Source organism: Fischerella thermalis PCC 7521, from assembly GCF_000317225.1.
GTDB lineage: Bacteria > Cyanobacteriota > Cyanobacteriia > Cyanobacteriales > Nostocaceae > Fischerella > Fischerella thermalis.
In genome coordinates this window covers 37,255-57,238 of sequence record NZ_AJLL01000023.1, presented here as the reverse complement: position 1 = coordinate 57,238, position 19,984 = coordinate 37,255, and the positions used below count along the sequence as shown (strand labels likewise).

18 protein-coding genes are annotated in these 19,984 nt (G+C 40.5%); 8 read left to right on the top strand and 10 right to left on the bottom strand.

Features of this window, described 5'->3' with window-relative positions:
- Nucleotides 1–184: 184 nt before the first annotated feature.
- A complete protein-coding gene (locus UYK_RS0105415) occupies nt 185–1,957 on the top strand; it encodes a ribonuclease J (protein ID WP_009457970.1) in 1,773 nt (590 codons plus the stop codon).
- Between the two features lie 153 nt (nt 1,958–2,110).
- On the opposite strand, the gene UYK_RS25970 is transcribed toward UYK_RS0105415, so the two are convergent.
- The 3 genes from UYK_RS25970 to UYK_RS26675 are packed head-to-tail and all read right to left on the bottom strand — an operon-like array spanning nt 2,111 to nt 3,613.
- Nucleotides 2,111–2,248, bottom strand: a complete 138-nt coding sequence (locus UYK_RS25970) for a hypothetical protein (protein ID WP_016871053.1) — start codon at nt 2,246–2,248, stop codon at nt 2,111–2,113.
- Nucleotides 2,236–3,438, bottom strand: a complete 1,203-nt coding sequence (locus UYK_RS0105405) for an anion transporter (protein ID WP_009457972.1) — start codon at nt 3,436–3,438, stop codon at nt 2,236–2,238. The genes UYK_RS25970 and UYK_RS0105405 overlap by 13 nt, the downstream gene beginning before the upstream one ends.
- 10 nt (nt 3,439–3,448) lie before the next feature.
- Nucleotides 3,449–3,613 (bottom strand): hypothetical protein, encoded by a 165-nt coding sequence (locus UYK_RS26675; RefSeq protein ID WP_009457974.1) that lies wholly within the window; start codon nt 3,611–3,613, stop codon nt 3,449–3,451.
- Nucleotides 3,614–3,928: 315 nt separating this feature from the next.
- Here UYK_RS26675 and UYK_RS0105395 point away from each other — a divergent pair, with 315 nt between their 5' ends.
- A complete protein-coding gene (locus tag UYK_RS0105395) occupies nt 3,929–4,306 on the top strand; it encodes a Mo-dependent nitrogenase C-terminal domain-containing protein (RefSeq protein WP_009457976.1) in 378 nt (125 codons plus the stop codon).
- A 66-nt stretch (nt 4,307–4,372) separates the two neighbouring features.
- Here the strand turns inward: UYK_RS0105395 and UYK_RS0105390 are convergent, their stop codons facing one another.
- The gene (locus UYK_RS0105390; RefSeq protein WP_016871052.1) at nt 4,373–6,217 is read right to left on the bottom strand and encodes a caspase family protein; all 1,845 of its coding nucleotides are present in this window, start codon (nt 6,215–6,217) and stop codon (nt 4,373–4,375) included.
- Between the two features lie 337 nt (nt 6,218–6,554).
- Between UYK_RS0105390 and UYK_RS0105385 the strand changes: the two genes are divergently transcribed.
- The 4 genes from UYK_RS0105385 to UYK_RS0105370 all read left to right on the top strand — a co-directional run bounded on the left by UYK_RS0105385 (nt 6,555) and on the right by UYK_RS0105370 (nt 8,888).
- Entirely contained in the window at nt 6,555–6,995 is a 441-nt protein-coding gene (locus UYK_RS0105385) for a hypothetical protein (RefSeq protein WP_016871051.1), read from the top strand.
- A gap of 160 nt (nt 6,996–7,155) precedes the next feature.
- The gene (gene rpmF / locus UYK_RS0105380; protein ID WP_009457986.1) at nt 7,156–7,332 is read left to right on the top strand and encodes a 50S ribosomal protein L32; all 177 of its coding nucleotides are present in this window, start codon (nt 7,156–7,158) and stop codon (nt 7,330–7,332) included.
- A gap of 130 nt (nt 7,333–7,462) precedes the next feature.
- The gene (locus UYK_RS0105375; RefSeq protein WP_009457988.1) at nt 7,463–8,059 is read left to right on the top strand and encodes a sulfite oxidase-like oxidoreductase; all 597 of its coding nucleotides are present in this window, start codon (nt 7,463–7,465) and stop codon (nt 8,057–8,059) included.
- Nucleotides 8,060–8,348: 289 nt separating this feature from the next.
- The gene (locus UYK_RS0105370; RefSeq protein WP_009457990.1) at nt 8,349–8,888 is read left to right on the top strand and encodes a GAF domain-containing protein; all 540 of its coding nucleotides are present in this window, start codon (nt 8,349–8,351) and stop codon (nt 8,886–8,888) included.
- Nucleotides 8,889–8,891: 3 nt separating this feature from the next.
- Here the strand turns inward: UYK_RS0105370 and UYK_RS0105365 are convergent, their stop codons facing one another.
- Nucleotides 8,892–10,277 carry an aldehyde dehydrogenase gene (locus tag UYK_RS0105365; protein WP_016871050.1) on the bottom strand — a complete coding sequence of 462 codons (1,386 nt, stop codon included), beginning with the start codon at nt 10,275–10,277 and terminating at the stop codon, nt 8,892–8,894.
- 358 nt (nt 10,278–10,635) lie between these two features.
- The gene (locus UYK_RS0105360) at nt 10,636–11,736 is read right to left on the bottom strand and encodes a hybrid sensor histidine kinase/response regulator (protein WP_009457994.1); all 1,101 of its coding nucleotides are present in this window, start codon (nt 11,734–11,736) and stop codon (nt 10,636–10,638) included.
- Between the two features lie 1,064 nt (nt 11,737–12,800).
- On the opposite strand from UYK_RS0105360, the gene psb32 reads away from it, so the two are divergent.
- On the top strand, nt 12,801–13,562 hold the full coding sequence (psb32, locus tag UYK_RS0105355) for a photosystem II repair protein Psb32 (RefSeq protein WP_026086370.1): 762 nt from the start codon (nt 12,801–12,803) through the stop codon (nt 13,560–13,562).
- 96 nt (nt 13,563–13,658) lie between these two features.
- On the opposite strand, the gene UYK_RS0105350 is transcribed toward psb32, so the two are convergent.
- From UYK_RS0105350 to UYK_RS0105340, 3 genes are all read right to left on the bottom strand, one after another.
- Nucleotides 13,659–14,042: a DUF4346 domain-containing protein gene (locus UYK_RS0105350; RefSeq protein ID WP_009457998.1), complete on the bottom strand. Its 384-nt coding sequence runs from the start codon at nt 14,040–14,042 to the stop codon at nt 13,659–13,661.
- Between the two features lie 100 nt (nt 14,043–14,142).
- Nucleotides 14,143–15,324 (bottom strand): GNAT family N-acetyltransferase, encoded by a 1,182-nt coding sequence (locus UYK_RS0105345; protein ID WP_009458001.1) that lies wholly within the window; start codon nt 15,322–15,324, stop codon nt 14,143–14,145.
- Nucleotides 15,325–15,508: 184 nt separating this feature from the next.
- Nucleotides 15,509–16,192, bottom strand: a complete 684-nt coding sequence (locus UYK_RS0105340) for a RibD family protein (RefSeq protein WP_009458002.1) — start codon at nt 16,190–16,192, stop codon at nt 15,509–15,511.
- A 289-nt stretch (nt 16,193–16,481) separates the two neighbouring features.
- On the opposite strand from UYK_RS0105340, the gene UYK_RS0105335 reads away from it, so the two are divergent.
- Nucleotides 16,482–18,476, top strand: a complete 1,995-nt coding sequence (locus tag UYK_RS0105335) for a sensor histidine kinase (RefSeq protein ID WP_009458003.1) — start codon at nt 16,482–16,484, stop codon at nt 18,474–18,476.
- A 42-nt stretch (nt 18,477–18,518) separates the two neighbouring features.
- Here the strand turns inward: UYK_RS0105335 and UYK_RS0105330 are convergent, their stop codons facing one another.
- The gene (locus tag UYK_RS0105330) at nt 18,519–19,628 is read right to left on the bottom strand and encodes a Gfo/Idh/MocA family protein (RefSeq protein WP_009458004.1); all 1,110 of its coding nucleotides are present in this window, start codon (nt 19,626–19,628) and stop codon (nt 18,519–18,521) included.
- Nucleotides 19,629–19,984 lie beyond the last annotated feature (356 nt).

The window sequence follows — 19,984 nt, the reverse complement described above, 5'->3', positions numbered from 1 at the left end:
AGGTGACTATGTTGGAGGAAAAAAGTTAATTTCATAAAACATTAAAAATTATCAATTTGTTACTTATTTTTTTCTGCCATACTCAATCACCTTCTCGCTGAACTTTTAATAGACAGATACTTTGAACTGTCTTCAAAGACCGCTAAATTCTCATATTCTAACGACAAAATAATCTCAGGAGAAAATGACTAAAAACGAAACTAATTCCGCCCTCAAAATTATTCCATTGGGTGGCTTACATGAAATTGGTAAAAACACTTGCGTTTTTGAGTACGAAGATGAAATTATCCTCTTAGATGCAGGTTTGGCATTTCCCACAGATGGAATGCACGGAGTCAATATTGTTCTGCCAGACATGACCTACGTGCGGGAAAATCGCCATAAAATCAAAGGCATGATTGTTACCCACGGTCATGAAGACCATATCGGTGGTATAGCCTTTCACCTGAAACAATTTGAAATTCCTGTGATTTATGGCCCTCGCTTAGCCATGGCCATGCTAGAGGGTAAATTGGAAGAAGCAGGAGTACGCGATCGCACAGAATTAAGAAGTGTCCTTCCCCGCGACGTCGTGCGAATTGGTAAACACTTTTTTGTGGAATATATTCGCAACACCCACTCCATTGCTGACAGTTTCACCGTTGCTATCCATACCCCCCTCGGTGTCCTGATCCACACAGGAGACTTTAAATTTGACCACACACCCGTAGATGGTGAACGGTTTGATATCCAACGCTTAGCCGAACATGGGGAAAAAGGCGTTCTGTGTTTGATGAGTGATTCGACTAATTCTGAGGTACCTGGATTCACGCCTTCAGAAAGCTCAGTTTTTCCTAATCTGGATCGGGTTTTTTCCCAAGCACCAGGACGACTGTTTGTGACAACCTTTGCTTCTAGCGTCCACCGCATCAACATAATTTTGCAGTTAGCACAGAAGCATAACCGTGTCGTTACAGTCGTTGGACGTTCGATGCTGAATTTGATTGCCCATGCCCGCAATCTGGGTTATATCAAGTGTAACGACGACTTGCTTCAGCCTTTAAATTCCATCCGCAATCTGCCAGATGAAAACGTCTTGATTCTGACAACAGGTTCTCAAGGCGAACCGATGTCAGCCATGACACGCATTGCTAACAAAGAACACCCCCATATCAAAATTCGTCCAGGGGACACAGTCGTATTTTCTGCCAACCCGATTCCTGGGAATACGATCGCTGTTGTCAACGTCATCGATAAATTGATGATGCAGGGCGCAAATGTAGTCTACGGGCGGGAAAAAGGCATTCACGTTTCCGGTCACGGCTGTCAAGAAGACCAAAAACTCATGCTAGCCTTAACTCGTCCCAAGTTCTTCTTACCAGTTCATGGTGAACATCGGATGTTGGTGAAGCACGCCGAAACAGCCCAGAGTATGGGTGTTCCTGCCGAGAACATGGTGATTATCCAGAATGGTGATATTGTAGAGTTGACAGAAGAATCAATTCGTGCTGTAGGAAAAGTTCCATCTGGTTTAGAACTAGTAGATACTTCTAGTTCTGGTATGGTCAGCGCCAAAGTCTTGCAAGAACGGCAGAAAATGGCAGAAGAAGGTATTGTTACCATTGCCGCAGCAATAGATTGGACTGGCAAACTGATGGTAAAACCAGAAATTCACCTACGCGGTGTAGTCACAAGTATCGAGCGATCGCTCCTCCAAAAATGGGTAAAACAGCGAATTGAAGAAATCCTCAGTGTACGTTGGTCAGAATTTGCCCAAGGTTTCGAGAGTGATCAACCAGAAGTAGACTGGGGTGGATTGCAAGAAGTATTAGAACGGGAACTAGCACGTTCCATTCGTCGTGAATTGCAATGTCAACCATCACTGACATTGCTGATGCAAATTCCTGATGAACCGCCTGTAAAAGTTGCTGATGGTAGAAGACGGCGGACTCGCACAGCTGCTCAGGTAGCATCGTAGGAAATTGAAAATCTCCTATCTGTTGGCAAAATTCTAATTGCTTTTGAGTAAGCGAACACCAACAGACACATAAATACACACGGATAATCCATCTGTGTGTATCTGTGTGCATCTGTGTTCGATTTTTATTAATCAAACTTAGACGGCGGTATCTTATGGTTCCGAACTGTTGCCAACACGCTCAAGAAATTCAGGATAATTTTCTAAGTCTTCAGTTAGTCCAAATACCCCCTCTCCTGTGCGACCTAAGCGATCGCTATAAACTTTTTGCCAGAAACCTAGTGAATCCACAAATAAACCACAAGTAAAGTTAACACCGTCACCGGCACACCAAAACGTAGATGCTCCCAAAAGGTTAACTTATAACCCAACTCCGCCGCCGCTTCTACGACAATCAAGTTGGCGACTGCACCAAACAAAGTCAAATTACCTGCCAAAGTTGATGCTGCTGCTAGCAACAGCCAAGATTGGGTATCATCTTTCGCAATCAGAGGATGTAACAGCAGTACCGCAGGAACATTAGAAATTAAGTTCGACAAAATAGCTGTCACTCCCAGTAAACCAGCAGCAGAGTTCACTGCATAGGTAAAGGGTTGTAGTAAATTCAGTTTTTGAGCCGCTTTAGTCAATATAAATAGTCCAGAGAACATCACCAACAGATTCCAATCTACTTTTTGCAGAATGCGCTGTGGTTTGACTCGCCTAGTGATAAGTAATAAGCTAGCAGCTACTAAAGCTGACTCTGCTAAAGGTAAACCAACAGCAAAAGCAATTAACAATCCGGTGGTTATTATTAAGGTTTTGTTATACAAAGGTCTAAAGATGCGCTTTTTCCCTGTGGGTAAGTGTTCGCAGGGGACAATTGAGCGTACATTTGGGTAAAGTAAACACAGTAGAATTACTTGAATTGCTAACCCTGTTACAGCAATTGGAGTCATCACCCTCATAAAATCCAAGTAATGGACACCTGAAAAGGAGCCAATCAGGATGTTTTGAGGATTACCGCTCAAGGTAGCGACAGAACCAATGTTTGTTGCACCTGCGATCGCTAATAAGTAGGGTATGGGATTCAATCTCAAAGCTTGAGTGAGGCTCAAGACAAGTGGTGTAAAAATTAGTGCCAAGGTATCATTCAAAAAAAAAGCGGAAAGAATACCACTACCAAAGGTTAAAGCGATCAATATCCCTAAAGGACTGCGAGTAAAACGTAAAAGCAGCGACAATGCTTCAGGGAAAAATCCTGCGTAGGTTAAGTTAGCGTTCACCACCATCATGCTCAACAAAAACACTATCGTGGTGGGATCAATTGCTTGCCAAGCCTCCTGCAAACTTACTACACCCAAAGCAATTAAAAAGGCAGAACCCACCAAGGCGATCGCAGCACGATTCATGCGTAAACCAGGCAGGTAGCCTAATGCTAACCCCAGATAGGTCAACCCTAAAAAAATATAGGTGGCAAATTTCAATATATGTGGTAACATCTTTTGCTGGTTATCCTAATTCTGAATTAGGAATGCACAATTGTTGAATCAGGGGCAAAAAACGACAAACAGCGACCAGAAGACTCATAACCCCAGTCAGTGCGGCGTGAAAAGCATCGCAACTGATGACAAAAAAGTCATTTCTGGATGCTAAGTCTTCTTTCACACTAGACATGTACTTGGGCAAAATTCTAGTGAGAAATTTTCTGCAAAAAAACTTCGTAAATGCTACATTAATATCTGTCTAAAGACAGATGACTTTATTAAAATTTTAACTATGTCAAGTTATTAAGAAAATATCACAATCCCACTTCCGATCCCCAGGAAATTGAGATTAACTTGACGTAGTTAGAACAGTTCTGAGCAAAGTGACTACTGAAATAGCGAGTAGCATGTGTGTCGGGACAAGAATTTTCCGGGAAATGCAATTGTTACATTGTATATCTTCATCGAAGTGGTGAAGACCCTCAAGCAAAAAGAGGAGTAGGTAATGAAGGTATTTGACAATACCACAAAAAAGATTTTTTTCGCTAGCTGGGTAGCACTAACTCCAACCGAAGCCAGCAATACCAATGCTATTCACTCACATCATCCAGCCTCTAAACCTGATTTGGATATTCTCCAGCCTCTACGTCGGTGGCTAGACCACGTTAAAGTAAGCGATCGCCAATTCGCACATCGCTTGTGTCATCTAATTCCTGCTCAATGTCCCTTTGAGCGCGATGTTAAGCTATTTGGTAAAACCTTATTTCACATCCCACCAATGTGTAAGCTGAACCCCTTATACGAAGAAGTTATGAGCTTACGTTTCCGAGCGCTTTGCTATCTAGCCGATGAATGCGGCGAGGATGTTTCCCAGTATTGCTAGGGAATCGGAGATCGGGGATTGGGAATAGGTGTTTATTCCCCCCGTGTCTCCCGCGTCCTCCTTACCTCACTTTTGCGGCTTTCTGTTTTGCCACTTTTCAATGGCTTGCTGAGCCTTGTTATAGGCTGATGTTCCCTCTGGCACTAAAGAAGCCGTGGCAATTGCTGCTTTGGTTTCTCCTCTAGAAGCACGGCGCATAGCCAGTTGCAAAATGATTTCGCTCCACTTATTTATAGATTTTCGCGCTTGATCGGAACCTGGTTCTCCTGGTGAAACTTTCTTAGCGACTTCGATCGCACGGTTGTAAGTAGAAGCTTGTCCTGGCTGAATTAAGCCATTTGCAGCATCCAAAAGGGTTGTGTTAGCCACATATTGCTTGGCTTGTTGACGCCACTGTTGAATTGCTGCTTGTGCTTGTGGATAATTTGGCTGATCTTGATTAATTAACTCAGCAGCAGCCACAGCTGTGGCATACTTTCTCTGTTTGGCACGATTTTTAGCTAAGTCTAAGATCATGCCACTCCAAATTTTAATATTTGTTTGTGCTTGTTCGTAACCTTGAGTTCCAGGTTTGATTTTTTTAGCTTTAGCGATCGCCAAGCTGAGATGGCTTGCTTGATTCGGTTGCAGTGACATTTTCGCTAAGTCCGACAGCGCTTGCTGACGCTTAGCTGATTCAGATAGAGGAACAGTCGGTGGTTTGATTTGATTATTTTGTAGAGGCGGTGGAACAGTTGGCAAAATCTTGACAATCTTGTTATTTCTAGCAACCTCTGGTAGTACAGGCAGAATTTCTGTGTCACTGTCATCAGTAGCAGTTTTAGTGGCAGCTGGGGAAATCTCTACAGTTCTAAAACCTGCCTGATTGCGAAGAAAAACCACTGCCAGCAAGCCAATAACCATCATTGTACTTACACCCCACCACAGCAGTGGTTTCCAAATAGAGGTGCTGGCTGTGGCTGTTTGTTTTGCTTGTGAGTAGTTTGTTGTTGCTGGGGGTGAAAGTGATGAATAGTTGGAAATTTCTTCCTCCATTCCCCCTACTTCCCCCACTCCATTCCAGGTAGTTGTATTTGCTGTTAATTGATGGGAATTAGAATGCAGCGAAGGTGTGGGCAAAGCAGCAGCTAAAATTTCTTTAGAACTAAGGGAAGTTGTATTTTTGATACGATGATTAGTTTGTGATGTCGGTAAGATTCCTTGTTGCCTGGAGGGAATAATAGTAACAGGGTTTTGCGTTGGACGCCAGTAGTGTTGACATAGTTCTGGAGTGCGCAGACTCAAGTATCTTTCTAGATCATCCAAAGTCTTGCCATTGCCAGAACGCAAAGCTTCCAATACTGCTGCTGTAAAGAATCCATGACCAAGTTCGGTACTTTCGTGAGAAAATTGTTCTGGTTGGCAAGAAATAATAGTAGGAATTTGTAATTCTTGTGCTAGTTCAATTGCTTCTTGACCAATGAGAGTATTAGCCTGACTAGCATAAGCACGGTTGATGTCCAGCAATATCAATGTGTCAAGCCTAGCAAGTTGCAGATTTTGCATTAACGCCCGCAATTCTATGCCAGTTTCTTCAATGTGAGCAGGGTTTGCTTCTATAGGCATCAGGTAATCTTGTCCGTTGTGATTGATGCCATAACCACTAAAGAAAAACCACAGTCTGTCTTGGGGCTGCCAACATGCCGCAGCTAAATCTTCTAATAAAAGCAGAATGTTTTCCTTGGTGGGATAAGTAGATCTATCACCGAGAGGTGGTGAAGTGTCTGTCATTAAGAGACACTGCTGTTGTAAAAAACCTGCTTCTACTACCAAGAAATCTTTTAACGCCTCGGCATCGGCTTGAGCACATCCTAACGGTTGAAAGAATTGATATTGATTTACGCCAATAGCGATCGCCCAGTTATTTGCCATCGCACTTTCTGCCGGTTATGTTTTGCTTACTTAAAATCGCGGTTGTCTTTGCTGAAAAAACAAAGCTAACCTAGTGTTTTATTGATAGTCTGCGTGACTAAAACAATTGCGAGTTGGGAGTTCGCTGTTCAGAATTCCCAATTCCGGTTGATTTTCATTTAGACACAGAATAAAAAATGTATTTTTTCTTACTTGATTAACCGAAATTATACTGTGCTTGGATTCACCAAAAATTTTCATAGTGAGGAGTATACAGGTTATGAAGAGTTACAGTCATCAGTCATCATGCAGAATTCTCTTTGGAAATAGAATTATTCCTGGGAGACTTATTCAACTTATGCCATTAATTGCTAAGAGAATCCGGATAGCTCAGGCAGTAGTTTTGCTGGGTACTGCGGTTCCGATTTGGCTGACAATGGGCGCGATCGCACCCGAAATTGTGCGAGCTTACACCGCCAGAGTAGACCTGTTTATTGATCGCTTACCAGAAGAAAACTACGAAACCCTACTGCAAAGAGCAGAAGCCGCTGCTAGAGCTGCTGCTCAACGTAGTTTTGATCAAGATATCTTAGTAACAGATGTTTCCATATTTGTCTCCGTACAAAACAACGGAGCGATCGCACCAGTTTTAGAATTAGCAGTGACTCGCCCCCAGTGGCGTCAGCGTCCCGATCCACGACGCTGGGCAAAATACTTCAAAACAGCGCGATCGCTTCTATATTTTGGAGACAACTTCACAACCCCTGCTCCTGCAACGAATAACCAAGCTGGGAAGTAGGAGTGGGGAGGTGGGTGATGGGGAGCGTGAGGGGTGTGAAGGGACAAGGGAGACAAAGGGGACGGTTAACAACTAACAACTAACAACCAACAACCAATAACCAATTATGCCTTGATGGCTTAGAATAATAAGGTTGTCAAAAATTGCGTTATCCGCTAATATGGCTGTTCCAAAGAAGAAAACATCTAAATCCAAACGTGATAAGCGTCGAGCTACCTGGAGACGTAAAGCTAGCCTGGAAGCACAAAAAGCTCTCTCCCTTGGTAAGTCGATTTTGACTGGACGCTCTACCTTTGTCTACCCGTCTGCGGAAGAAGAGGAAGAAGAGGAATCATAAAACTGCTAATTGGTAATTGGTAATTGGTAATTGAGAGAATACATTATCTATTACCCATTACCTATGACTGATTACCAAATACTTATATAAAAATTAAAGTGTCTACAGAAGACCTATTTTTCTGGTAGCTATGCTAGGAAAGTTTTTTCAGAGACCGGCGCAGGAAGAAAAAGAACGGGTTCCACCCGGTCAATATTTGACTAAGGGTTTTCCTGTCTTAACCTATGGTGATACTCCCCAAGTCAACACAGATGAATGGCAATTTCGGGTATGGGGTTTGGTGACACCCAAGTCTTTTACTTGGTCAGATTTCATGGCGTTACCCCAGCACGAGTTTACTGCTGACTTCCACTGTGTAACCCGTTGGTCTAAACTCGATGTCAAATGGACTGGTATTAAGGTGACAGACTTCATGAAGCAAATTGAAGTTGATCCCAAAGCAGTCTATGTGATGGAACACTGCTACGGCGGTTACACCACTAATATTTCTATGGAAGATTTTCTCAAAGAAGAAAATTTCTTTGCTTTTAAATTATTTGGTGAACCATTACCAGCAGAACACGGTGGACCAATGCGACTGGTAGTTCCTCACCTTTATGCTTGGAAAAGCGCTAAGTGGATAAATGGCTTAGAATTTCTCCAAAATGAGGAATTGGGTTTTTGGGAACGCAATGGTTATCACCATAGAGGCGAACCTTGGGCAGAGGAGCGCTATAGTAATTTTTAATGATTTGACAACCTCACCCCGTCAAGAGAGGGGAGGGGGGTGAGGTTCGCACCTCATGACGGCTACTTATGCCATTTCACTATAAGTTTGATGCATTTGGCAGTCAGGGGGGACAAGGGCGACGAGGGGGACAAAGAATTTGTATCAATAATTTTGTGAAATGGTACTTAGATAGATTCTTAAAAATTTAAAACATTTTGTCGAGTCAGGAATTTATAACGGTAAGTTAAGAGAATCACCTGCCATGTGTAGCATGGAAGGTTAGTCAATCAGTCGTTATTGCAGACCAGTGCAAAGTCATCCCAACCCAGAATTTAATCCTAGTGTCACAGCGCATCGCGATCGCGGTTTGCAAAAAGTACTTGAACGCCTGATCGGAACAATGGAACGAGACGCTTTAGTCATACAAACAACAAACCGTCTCAGAGAAACTTTGCAAGTGGATCGCGTGGTTTTGTATTACTTTTACTATCAATGGCAAGGACAGGTAACATTTGAAGCCTTGAGTTCTGAAGAATTTTCTATCTTAGGTTCAACAGGACCTGATGATTGTTTTAATGATGAGTATGCTGCCATGTATTTGGCAGGACGGGTACGCGCAATCCCCGATATTGAATCAGAGGCAATTGCTACTTGTCACCGAGATTTTCTGCGCCAATTGCAGGTTCGCGCCAACCTGGTTGTACCAGTCTTGACTCCCAAAGGATTATGGGGACTATTAGTGGCTCACCACTGTCAAGCACCTCGTCAGTGGTTGTCATCAGATATTGAACTGATGCAAACAGAGGCGCAAGTTCTAGCAGCAGCGCCTTGTATTCGGGAGAGTTAAGGACTAGTATCCAATCAATCTTTTTAAAAAAGATAATTTACCCTTTGTGTAGGGAGCATATCGCCATTTTAAATCCAACCAAAAGGGATTGTGTAATACACTTTTATAGTGAGAAAATGTGTCAAAACTAAATTTACCGTGATAACTGCCGATACCGCTATCACCTACGCCACCAAATGGTAAGGATGAGACTCCAATATGCATGACTGTTTCATTGAGACACACAGTCCCTGATGAAGTTGTCTGTAAAACTCTTTGTTGAAGATTTTTGTTATTAGAAAATAAGTACAAAGCTAAAGCTTTAGGTAGGGAATTGATCAAAGCGATCGCTTCCGATACATCTGTGTATTCGATAATTGGTAAAACTGGCCCAAAAATTTCCTCTTGCATAATAGAATCTGTCAAGGAAACATTCTCTATTAATGTAGGAGCAATATAAAGTTGTTCTCTGTTTGTTTCTCCACCAAAAATAATTTTATTTCCCTTTAAAAGACTTATGATTCTATCAAATTGTTTTTGATTGATAATTCTGCCATAATCAGGACTGATGGCAGGGTTATTACCATAAAAGTCTTGGATACATTTTTGAATTGCAGATATTAAATTTTTTTTAATGTTAGTATGTACTAATAAATAATCTGGTGCTAAGCAAGTTTGTCCAGCATTAATAAACTTACCCCAAGTAATGCGTCTAGCAGTATGTGCAATATGAATATCTGTATCAACAATACAAGGATTTTTGCCACCCAATTCTAAGGTAACAGGTGTAAGATGTTTGGCTGCGGCTTCCATAATAATTTTAGCTACAGCAGTACCACCAGTGAAAAATATGTGATCAAACTTTTCTGACAATAATTTTTGACTTGTTTCCACACCTCCTTCAATAACTGTAATGTATTCTGGCTGGAAATATTTAGCTATGAGCTTAGAAATAACACTGGATGTATGCGGAGCTAATTCTGATGGTTTAATAATAGTACAATTTCCAGCAGCGATCGCTCCAATCAATGGTGTGATTACTAACTGAAAAGGATAGTTCCAAGTACCAATAATTAAAACAACTCCTAACGGTTCTGGATAAATTTTTGCTGAAGCAGGAATTAATTGCCAAGGGACTTTTGCTTTTTGAGGCTTAGTCCAGTTCTTAAGATTTTTGATACAATATTCAATTTCTTTGAAAACTAATATTATTTCTGAGGAAAAAGCCTCAAATTCTGGTTTATTTAAATCTGCTTTTAAAGCCTGACAAATTACTGTTTTGTTTTCCTTAACGCTTTGTTGTAAAAGTTTGAGCTGGGAAATACGAAAAGATAGTGATTTAGTTTTACCAGATTGAAAAAAAACTCGTTGTTGCTCAAGAATTGGATGAATTGAGGTTTCAGAAATCATTTAATTTCTCCAACAACTTTGTTTAATTTAAATGAGGATAACTGAAGAATGCCCATATCGATAAATTTTAATACATTTTGGTTATAAATAGATGTATCTCAACTTAATTGATAACTTATATCTAATGTGCATTCACTGCTGTTGTTAACGAGTAATCGCTCTGCATCCATTGGTTTATCGGTGTTCGTCTTCCCAAAAATTATCGGACGATGAGATGAATTCAAGCTACAAAAAATCGGTGAATATCGAACACAGATGAACACCGATGTACACAGATGAATCATCCGTGTGTCGGTGTTCGCTTTCTACAAAATAAATGTTTTGCACGCTGAATTCACATCAAACGTAATTTAGAAAGTTATTGTTTGATGGGTAAATTAACAGTAAATATGCTGCCTTTTCCTAACTCTGAATTTACTTCGATACTTCCTTTGTGCGCTTCTACTATTCGACGAGAAAGATACAGTCCTAAACCACTACCAGAACGCTTGTGACTACCTTGGCGAAATCGTTCAAATAAAGTTGCTTGTTCTTCAGGAGGAATTCCAGGTCCTGTATCTGCTATTTTGATCGTAATACTTCTATCATTACTGGTAATTGGTACAAGACTTATGGTGACAAAACCTTTATCGGTAAACTTAATGGCGTTACCGATTAAGTTGGTGAATAGGCGATGTAGTTCTAAGCGATCGCCTACAATTGTACTTTTGCTAGAATGCTCATCAATATCTAAATTTATTGCCAGTTGCTTGGCTTGGGCCAAAGGAGTTAGTTCGCCTGCAACTTCTTTGAGTAATTGCTCTAAATTAACTGGTTGAAAGGCTAGGGTTTTACGACCTGCTTCAAAACGATATACTTCCAATAAGGTATTCACCATCGCTAGCAGGTTGGTATTACTACGAGCCATGATGGTGATCACTTCCTGCATCGGTGCTGATAAACTCCCTAGCGCACCTTCCGAAAGCAGTGTCAGCATTCGTTCTGCTGCAACTAGAGGTGTGCGTAAGTCGTGGGTGAGACGAGAAACAAAATCTTCTCTTTGACGCGCAATTTCATCTCTTTCATCTATACTATGCTTTAATCGCAGCAGCGATCGCACTCTTGCTAATAACTCATCCACTGTCACAGGTTTACGGATAAAATCATCAGCACCTAAATCTAAACCTTGGGCGACATTGGGTGAATCGTGGGCTGTAATCAGTAAAATCGGGATAAATGGCAAACTCCTATTTTCTCTGATCCGCTTAGTTACTTCATAACCATCCATCCCTGGCATCATCAGATCTAGCAACACTAAATCAAAATTAGCTTCAGAAATTTTTGCCAATGCAGAAACACCATTTTCTGCTGTAGTAACTGTGTAGCCTTCTTCTTCTAAAATGGTTTTGATTAAAAACACGTTATCAGGTGAATCATCAACTACCAGAATATTGTCTGAGTTAAAAGATTGTGTAATCATTGGCCTTTAGGAATTTGAGTAATGTTGAATTAATATTTAATTTATTAGTATTAATGATATCTATATTTACTACTTTTTTCTCACTTGCTCTCTTATTACTTTTATATATCGATGATAAAATGATTTTGCGAATGAATCACGAAAATGCAAATATTTTTGTATGCTGATGCAAGAAATTGTTAGAAATCAAGTCCATAAAATAAAAAATACTAATTACTGCTTTTATCAAGCAATAAACAACTATCATTTATGCTCACATAAAATTATATTTTTGGCCACGTCTATCTATTTATAACAAATGAAGAGGAAACAAAAACCACATATTAATATAAAGTCAAGTAATTATTAGTTTACCAGCTATTTGTCCTACCTATATGAACTGGCATCTGACCAATATTTATACACAGCTTTGAGAACAAGATAATTTTGCTGCCCATAAATTTGCATCGAAATGTTTATCTTTACTTGATTATATGTAGCCACTCACTCAACTTTAATTGAAGATATAAATTGCATACTTTTTAATATTGGTAAAGCAACATAACGTAATGATTTTCAATCGCATAACGCTAAGGCATTAGCTCAAGGATTTTTTGGGTAATTTAACAATCCTCATGCAATGCTGAAGTTTATTTTAGCTTAGATTGGTGGTCAATCTTATTCTGACTCAAACTGCATTCTTAATAGCAGCAAGTTGCGATCTAACGACATCATCTTGTGATTGAACGATAGCAAGTTGTGATCTAACGGCAGTGATCGCATACCCAGAAAATGAATACAATCAAGTTGAAAAGTCATAAAATATGTAACTAAATCAGGTTTTATGGGTAAAAATAATCAAAGCGATCGCATTTGTCTTGGCAAACGTTAGGAAAATAGAGAGGTTTGGTTAAAGGGGAAGCGGTCAGACTCGTTACCCATAAAGCCTGACAGCAATTGGTGTGGTGTTTTCCCAGATAACTGATAACTACTAACTGCTAAAGACTCTGGCAAAAGATGAGACTTGTCCTATAGTTATGTAGTATTTTTGGTGAAAGCCCGTCTTTATACATAACATTACTCCAATGAAACAGCTCCTCTGCCAACTATTGAATTGGAAAAAACATATCCAATGGATAATGTCAAAATCAGAAGGATTGAGAATTTCTACTTTCTGCCTTCTGCTTATGGTTTCTGCATTTTTTGCTACACCAGCTTTTGCTACAGGTGTATATGAAATGCCCAATTTAACACCCAATACTTGGGTTGTAGACCAAGCTGAAGTCCTTAGTCGTGTAAATGAAGGCAAAATTAGTAGTGCCTTAGAGGATTTAGCCAAGCAAACTGGAAATGAAGTCAGATTTGTTACCGTACGTCGTTTAGATTATGGTGAAACCCCGGAAAGCTTTACGAAAGCATTATTTGAAAAATGGTTTCCGACAACAGAAGCACAAGCCAATCAAACCTTATTAATGATTGATACCGTTACTAACGGTGCTGCTATTATCAGTGGCGATCGCGTCAAGTCTTTACTGACAGACGAAATTGCCAAAAGTGTGGCAGATGAAACCCTAATGGCACCTTTGCGAGATGGTGACAAATATAATCAAGCATTTTTAGATGCTAGCGATCGCTTAGTCGCTGTACTTTCTGGTGAACCGGATCCTGGTCCACCCCAAATAGTGGAAAAAGTGCAGGTAGAAGGCACCTTTGGGAAAACAGAAGCAGCCGATAAAGGCAATGCGATCGCCTGGGTAGTGGGGCTTTTAATTGCTGCCACTGTCATCCCAATGGCGACTTATTACATTTACCTAGCTGTCCAACCATCATCTTCTGATGGTCAGTAGTTGTTTGTTGGTTGTTGTTAGTTGTATCCTCTGGAAAGCCGCTTGCGCGTCTATGGAATGACCACCAAAAAACAACTAACAACCATTAACCAACAACTAATCTTGAACATACTCTTGCCCTGTCACCAAAGCAATCTCAGCACGAACAAATTCTCGACCTAAATAAGCTGCATGGTTGAGCTGAGTCACGGGACAGGGCTTTGTTTGTTCAAAGATTTGCACACATAATTCTTTTGCTGTCCTCCCTGTAAATACTGTTGTGTGAGTTCGTTCTACTTTTCCTCGTGCCGGAATTACTTTTCCCGTTTCTGGATCTACTGCTAAACCATGCTCATCAATTACATTAGTGAAATGCTTGGCACAAATCAGCCCTGTTTCTCGCTCTAAGTAAATAATGAAATATCCACCAGGATCAAGATCAATGTGACGCTGAGAAAGTTTATCATCTATTTGCGCTAAATCTTCCAATTTCAAACCCATACGTATCGTAAAACTAAACTTGACTCAAGGATTTTTTACCCTTTCTCAAGTTTAGTTCTTATCTTCGTCTAATTAGTCTGTTAGAGGAGAATTTTAGGCTTCAATTATATTTTTGAGAAAATGGTAATTCTGCATTGATTGCTTCAATTTCTTCTTGTTCGAGTTCATTTACTTCAGCGATGTAAGAACACAAAATTTGTCGCAAACGATTGTTGTAAAAACGATGCAAACTATAGTTTGGCATTGCTGGAAAACCACGGCGTTTTTTGTGGCGTCCGCCTGCACCAGGGTCAAAAATTTGGATACCGTTAGCGATCGCCCATTCAATCGGGGCATAATAACAAGCATTAAAATGTAAACAATCTATTTCTTGAAAGCTACCCCAGTAGCGCCCGTACATCCTATTGCCCTTGAACAAACAAAAAGACATCCCCATTGGTTGATGCTGATTGTGTTCGTTATATGCAGCGAAAAATAAAACGCGATCACGATAATTATCATGTAGCTGCTCAAAAAACCGCTTGGTTAGATATTTACTACCCCACCAGCCAAATTTATCGCAAGTATCTGCATAAAACTCGTACATTAACCCAAATAAAGACTTGGGAATTTCTTCTCCACACAAAGGTTGTAGTCGCAAACCAGCCTTCTCTACCGCTTTGCGTTCTCGCTTGATATTGCGGCGCTGGTTAGCGTTAAATACTGCTAGATAATCATCAAAAGTTTGAAAGCTAAGATTCTGCCAAATATAGCTATGATGCAGCCAAGCAGTAAAACCGCAGCGTTCTAAAACAGGACGCCATTGGGGATCTACATAGAGAAAATGGCAACCAGAAATACGATGTTTTGAGCAAAAAGCATCAATTTCATGCACCATAATTGCTGTAATCTCATCTTCATCTTCCCCAGGCGCAATTAAAAATCGATAACCTTCCGCAGGGGTAAACGGTGACATACCCAACATTTTTGGGTAATATTCTACACCTATACGTTGCGCCAAATCAGCCCATTGGTGATCAAACACAAATTCGCCATAACTGTGTCCCTTTAAGTAAAGTGGAGCAGCAGCAATGAGTGTTCTGTCTCGCCACAAGGTGAGGTGATTAGGTAACCAACCGGTTTTAGCTGTGGCGCTACCTGAAGTTTCCAAATTGTTCAGCCAGTTCCACTCTAAAAATGGGGTTGTCAGTGGTAGTGCTAAAGCATCCCAAATCGATTGGGTAACTTCGGCAATTTTATTGATCCAAGCAACAGAGTAGCGAGGCTTTAGTTGTTCCACCATCGCGAGCTTCCGATACAAAAATTAATAATTATCTTACAACTATTGATGAGGGATTGGGGGTGGGGTGATGGGGGGCTAGGGGTCCCCACTTTGTGGGGTTGGGGGGTGATGGGGAGTGTGAGGGGTAGTGAAAAACCACTAACCACTAACCACTAACCAATAACAACCAACTATCAACCATTAACTAACGAACAACTTGATAATGAAGAAAAACCTCTTGTCCTACAGTATTAACTTCTAGAAGTTTTAGCTGGGGAGCTAATTTTGGTGAAAATCCTTTGCCTCCCACAGGTGTAGGCGCACCAGTACCACCTAAAATTAAGGGACAAATGGTCAGCCAGAGTTCATCTATTAAATCTAATTCCACCATAGAGGCGACTAATTCACCACCACCTAGTATTGCTAATCGTGCTACACCTAATTTTGCTAGATGCTCTAGGGCTGCTGCAATGTCAATTTTTCCCTCTTCTGTTTCAAATACCAAAATCTGCTCAAATTCAGGTCTTTTATGCCAAAAAACCGCCCCTGTGGTTGTGGTGAGCAACCAACGTTTAATCGACTGCTGAAAAAAGCGAATTTCCGGATTTAGGTTGGCAGTGTGTGTAATTACTATCTGTACTGGTTGAAGGGGTTTACCCCCTTGTGTTCGATTTTGCAGCAGTTGTGGATTCGTTACTGTCAGTGTTGTGCCGTAAGCGCGGAGAGTATCAGCACCAAATAAGACTGCATCAGCAGCAGCGATTTTGCTTTCTAGATGTGCTTTATCGCTATTGGAGCCAAAGCGAGCAGGCGATCGCGTAACATCAGCGATCTTGCCATCTGCACTCATGGCTAAAACCACCGTAGTATAAGGTCGATATTTGATCATTGATTTTTTGTATATTTTTTCTCTAATATTTTTGACTTTTGATTATCAAAAATAATGATACTGGCACATTCCTGTTTACAACTAATTTCACTGCTTTATTTGCATAAAATTAAATTTGCAATCACAACTAGTTGCTTTCAGTGTTTGTGTAAGATGTATTTTTTTGCTATCCAGTCATATGATGGTTTAAAATTTTGGGCAACAACCAATATTCATTGCTTAATAATATTAGTTAATCTAATTGCATTTGGTTGCTGTTGTGGTTTGCAAATGCCAAGTGAGAGTGCCGATGGCTAAGCAGCGTCAATCCTCCTTTAGAAGGATTTTAGTATCAAAGATTTTGCTCCTGTCTGTTCCAGTATTATTGATAGGTGAAATAGTTGCCTATCAAAAAGCACGTTATAGTCTGCTAGAAACTGCCCGTCAAAATTTAACCGCAAGTGCCGTTCTCAAGGGAGAAAAGATTGCAGATACATTCGCTGCTTTAAAAGCAAATTTGCTCAGTGCGACTAAAACCCAGGTAATTCAATCAGGTACACTTCCCCAAATAGAAGAGTTTTTGCATCAGCTAGCACAACAGCAACCACGGCAAATTGAATGCATACAATTAGTAGATTCTAATAGCGATACGATTAGTGCTAGTACTTGTGGCAAAGAACCAATAAGTCAATTAAATTCTTCTTTTTCTGATCAGGAATTAGAAGTAAAGTTATTATCACCAAAATTGAACACTACCGGAAATAAAGATGAACAAAGTAAACTAAAGTTACTATTATCAGCACCAGTTTACGATCTTGCTGGTCAATGGCGCTACAATTTAGTCTTCAAATCAACGGTTCTACGCGAAAAAATCAAAAATAAACCTGGCCTACTTACAGGATCAACAGTAGTTATTGCCGAAAATGGAATAATTTTAGCACATCCAATTGCTAGTCGAATTGGTACTAATATTGCCCAGCATATAGATGCTTCACGTCTGCAAATGATCATGAAAAATGCCATTGCTGGTAAGCAAGATACTCTGCATTTATTTTTTGATAAAGAGGGAGAAGAATTACTCGCTGGTTACACTGCGATTGACAGTCCAATCATCCAAGGAAAACAGCAAAAGTGGGTGATTTTAGCGGTTACTAGTCTGGACAATGCTTTGTATGATTTAGGACAAATCAAACTAATTTTGATTGTTTTGACATTTGGCTTAATTGGTGCCAGTGTTTTGGCAGCTTTATATTTAGCTCGTTGCTTGGCTCTTCCTGTAGAAGAATTGCGCGACTATGCTCTGAATCTCCACAGTCACCATAGTACAGTACCAGTCCCGCGCAACTTTAAAATCCGAGAATTCAATCAACTGGCTCAAGCATTGGATCAGATGCTAGAACGTCTCAAAGCTTGGGCAGAAGAAGTAGAAATAGCTTGGAAAGAAGCAAAAACCGCTAACCAGAGTAAAAGTCAGTTTTTGGCAGCAACTTCTCATGAATTGAGAAATCCACTACACATTATTATTAATTGTATTCGCCTAGTTCGAGATGACTTGTGTGATGATCGAGAAGAAGAACTCGAATTCCTCAAGCGTGCTGATGACACTGCAATTCACTTACTAGGTATTATTAATGAACTGCTTGATATTTCCAAAATAGAAGCTGGTAAACTCTCTGTATCTTTAGAACCAATAGACCTGCAAAAATTACTCAAAGAAGTCATCAATTTGCAATCTGTGAATATTCAACAAAAAGGCTTGCAGTTAAATATTCCTCAACAGATGAGCGAGTTGATATTGGTGAATGCTGATTCAGCCAAACTGAAGCAGGTATTAATTAATATTCTCGGTAATGCTACTAAATTTACTGAGGAGGGCAGCATTACAATCACAACAGAAATTCAACAAATTGATGGTAAATCCCAGGTGATTGTTACTGTTCAAGATACAGGTGTGGGCATTGATCCCGCCCAGCAACAAAAGTTATTTCGCCCGTTTGTCATGGTGGATGATGGTACTACACGCAAATTTGGTGGTACAGGACTGGGATTGGCTATTTCACGCAACTTAATTGAACTGATGGGAGGTAAGATCACCCTTGAAAGTAAAGGTATCAATCAAGGTACAACAGTGAAAATTATTTTACCTTTGATAGATACCCATCAGGAGAACACAGAAGATGGTACTAAGTTGCATTCAAAAATAGTAACTGAGGTATCGGAAGATAGGGAGTTTCCTGATGGGGAGAGAATTTCACCCCATCTCCCCATTGCCAAAAGTGTTACGCTTGACCACAACTTGGTATGAGGAGAGTGGGAGAATTAAACTCTCTTAGCCAAAAACCAGAACTCAGTAATGATCTGTGTTCAATACAACAAGTTTGCCATTCTGGTTAAGTGATTCTGTCAGGGCAGCAAGAATATTTACTAACTGCGTGCCTATCCAACCAGATGAAACCATGCAAGGAGTATTGTTGTGGATGCAATGAACAAAGCGATCGCATACTCGTTTTAATGGTTCATTTTTTTCGATTTGCAGCACTTGTTGGCTTTGATTGACAGGAATAAAATTATTGGCTTGCATTTCTAGTTCGCCATGCAGCAGCGTTAAAGGTGATGCAGCTGACATTTCATCAAAAATTAAACTGCCTCGACTACCTACAACTACTAAACGTCGCTGCTTATCAGGATTGAGCCAACACAAATGAATATAAGCTTGAAAACCATTAGGGTAGGTTAGTGTCACCCACACTAAGTCGGCTAAACCTGATGGGGAGATGGGCAGATGGGGAGATGGAGTGATGCTTCTCCCCACCTCCGGTTCTCCCAACTTCCCTACCTTCTCTTGTAGCCACACCCTACCCGATGCTTGTACGCTCACTGGTTGTTGACCTAACCAAGTATTAAATATAGCAATATCATGAATTGCTAAGTCCCATAGGGCATCAACATCTTGGCGGACTGGTCCGAGATGGGTACGACAAGCATAGCCGTAGCGCAAATCCCCTAATTCTCCTTCCTGAACAACAACTTGTCCTCGTTCCACTGCTGGATGAAATAGATAGGTGTGGTCTACCATGAGTTGCCGTTGCCGTTTTTGGGCTAGCTGACAGAGTTCATGACATTCCTTTAGGTTTAAAGTTAAAGGTTTCTCTGCTAAAACATGGTATCCCCAATCTAAAGCATCAGTAATTAGGGAGTAATGTGTGCTAGCAGGAGTGGCTATTACGACTGCATCTAAATCTGTTATTTGCTTAATTTTTTGCCATTCGGTTGTTAATAATATGCTTTTTTCCGTAGTTTTACTAAAAAAATATTGACGTTGTACTGTTGCCAAACGCTCTGAATTGGGGTCTACCACTGCTGCAACTGCAACCTGGGGATTTTCTAGAAAATTTCGCAACAAATGCACGCCCCAACGTCCTACTCCAACGACAGCAATTTTAATTTGATTAGTCATTAGTCAAGTGTCAAGAGTCAAGAATAAAGACGTGAACTCGTGTCTTGCACTAGTTGCAGTCATTAGACCTGTTGCATGAATCCTGAAAGCCCCCTCAATCCCCCGTGAACCGGGAGGGTTAGGGTGGGGTCAAAATATTTGTGCAAGAGGTCTATAAGGCTGAACCTCCAAAACCTCGTCACTAAGTTGAAGAACTTGGTAACGAGAACTAGAAGCAGACTAAATCAAAATTTCAGCTTGTTTTAACAGGTTTAAGCTTTGAGTTGTGAACTTTAGTTCACGGCTTAGTGCAAGATGTGAACGAGAAAGATCACGCCTCTACTCAATCGTGTGTAGTCTATATAACTATCGTCAAT

Bases quoted from the DNA above. Each gene is read 5' to 3' on its own strand.
- UYK_RS0105335 (WP_009458003.1), top strand. From the start codon at position 16,482: ATGGCTAAGCAGCGTCAATCCTCCTTTAGAAGGATTTTAGTATCAAAG.
- psb32 (WP_026086370.1), top strand. From the start codon at position 12,801: ATGAAACAGCTCCTCTGCCAACTATTGAATTGGAAAAAACATATCCAA.
- UYK_RS0105390 (WP_016871052.1), bottom strand. From the start codon at position 6,217: ATGGCAAATAACTGGGCGATCGCTATTGGCGTAAATCAATATCAATTC.
- UYK_RS0105395 (WP_009457976.1), top strand. From the start codon at position 3,929: ATGAAGGTATTTGACAATACCACAAAAAAGATTTTTTTCGCTAGCTGG.
- UYK_RS0105405 (WP_009457972.1), bottom strand. From the start codon at position 3,438: ATGTTACCACATATATTGAAATTTGCCACCTATATTTTTTTAGGGTTG.
- UYK_RS0105375 (WP_009457988.1), top strand. From the start codon at position 7,463: ATGCTAGGAAAGTTTTTTCAGAGACCGGCGCAGGAAGAAAAAGAACGG.
- UYK_RS0105345 (WP_009458001.1), bottom strand. From the start codon at position 15,324: ATGGTGGAACAACTAAAGCCTCGCTACTCTGTTGCTTGGATCAATAAA.
- UYK_RS0105330 (WP_009458004.1), bottom strand. From the start codon at position 19,628: ATGACTAATCAAATTAAAATTGCTGTCGTTGGAGTAGGACGTTGGGGC.
- UYK_RS0105360 (WP_009457994.1), bottom strand. From the start codon at position 11,736: ATGATTACACAATCTTTTAACTCAGACAATATTCTGGTAGTTGATGAT.
- UYK_RS0105350 (WP_009457998.1), bottom strand. From the start codon at position 14,042: ATGGGTTTGAAATTGGAAGATTTAGCGCAAATAGATGATAAACTTTCT.
- UYK_RS0105385 (WP_016871051.1), top strand. From the start codon at position 6,555: ATGCCATTAATTGCTAAGAGAATCCGGATAGCTCAGGCAGTAGTTTTG.
- rpmF (WP_009457986.1), top strand. From the start codon at position 7,156: ATGGCTGTTCCAAAGAAGAAAACATCTAAATCCAAACGTGATAAGCGT.
- UYK_RS0105415 (WP_009457970.1), top strand. From the start codon at position 185: ATGACTAAAAACGAAACTAATTCCGCCCTCAAAATTATTCCATTGGGT.
- UYK_RS0105365 (WP_016871050.1), bottom strand. From the start codon at position 10,277: ATGATTTCTGAAACCTCAATTCATCCAATTCTTGAGCAACAACGAGTT.
- UYK_RS0105340 (WP_009458002.1), bottom strand. From the start codon at position 16,192: ATGATCAAATATCGACCTTATACTACGGTGGTTTTAGCCATGAGTGCA.
- UYK_RS26675 (WP_009457974.1), bottom strand. From the start codon at position 3,613: ATGTCTAGTGTGAAAGAAGACTTAGCATCCAGAAATGACTTTTTTGTC.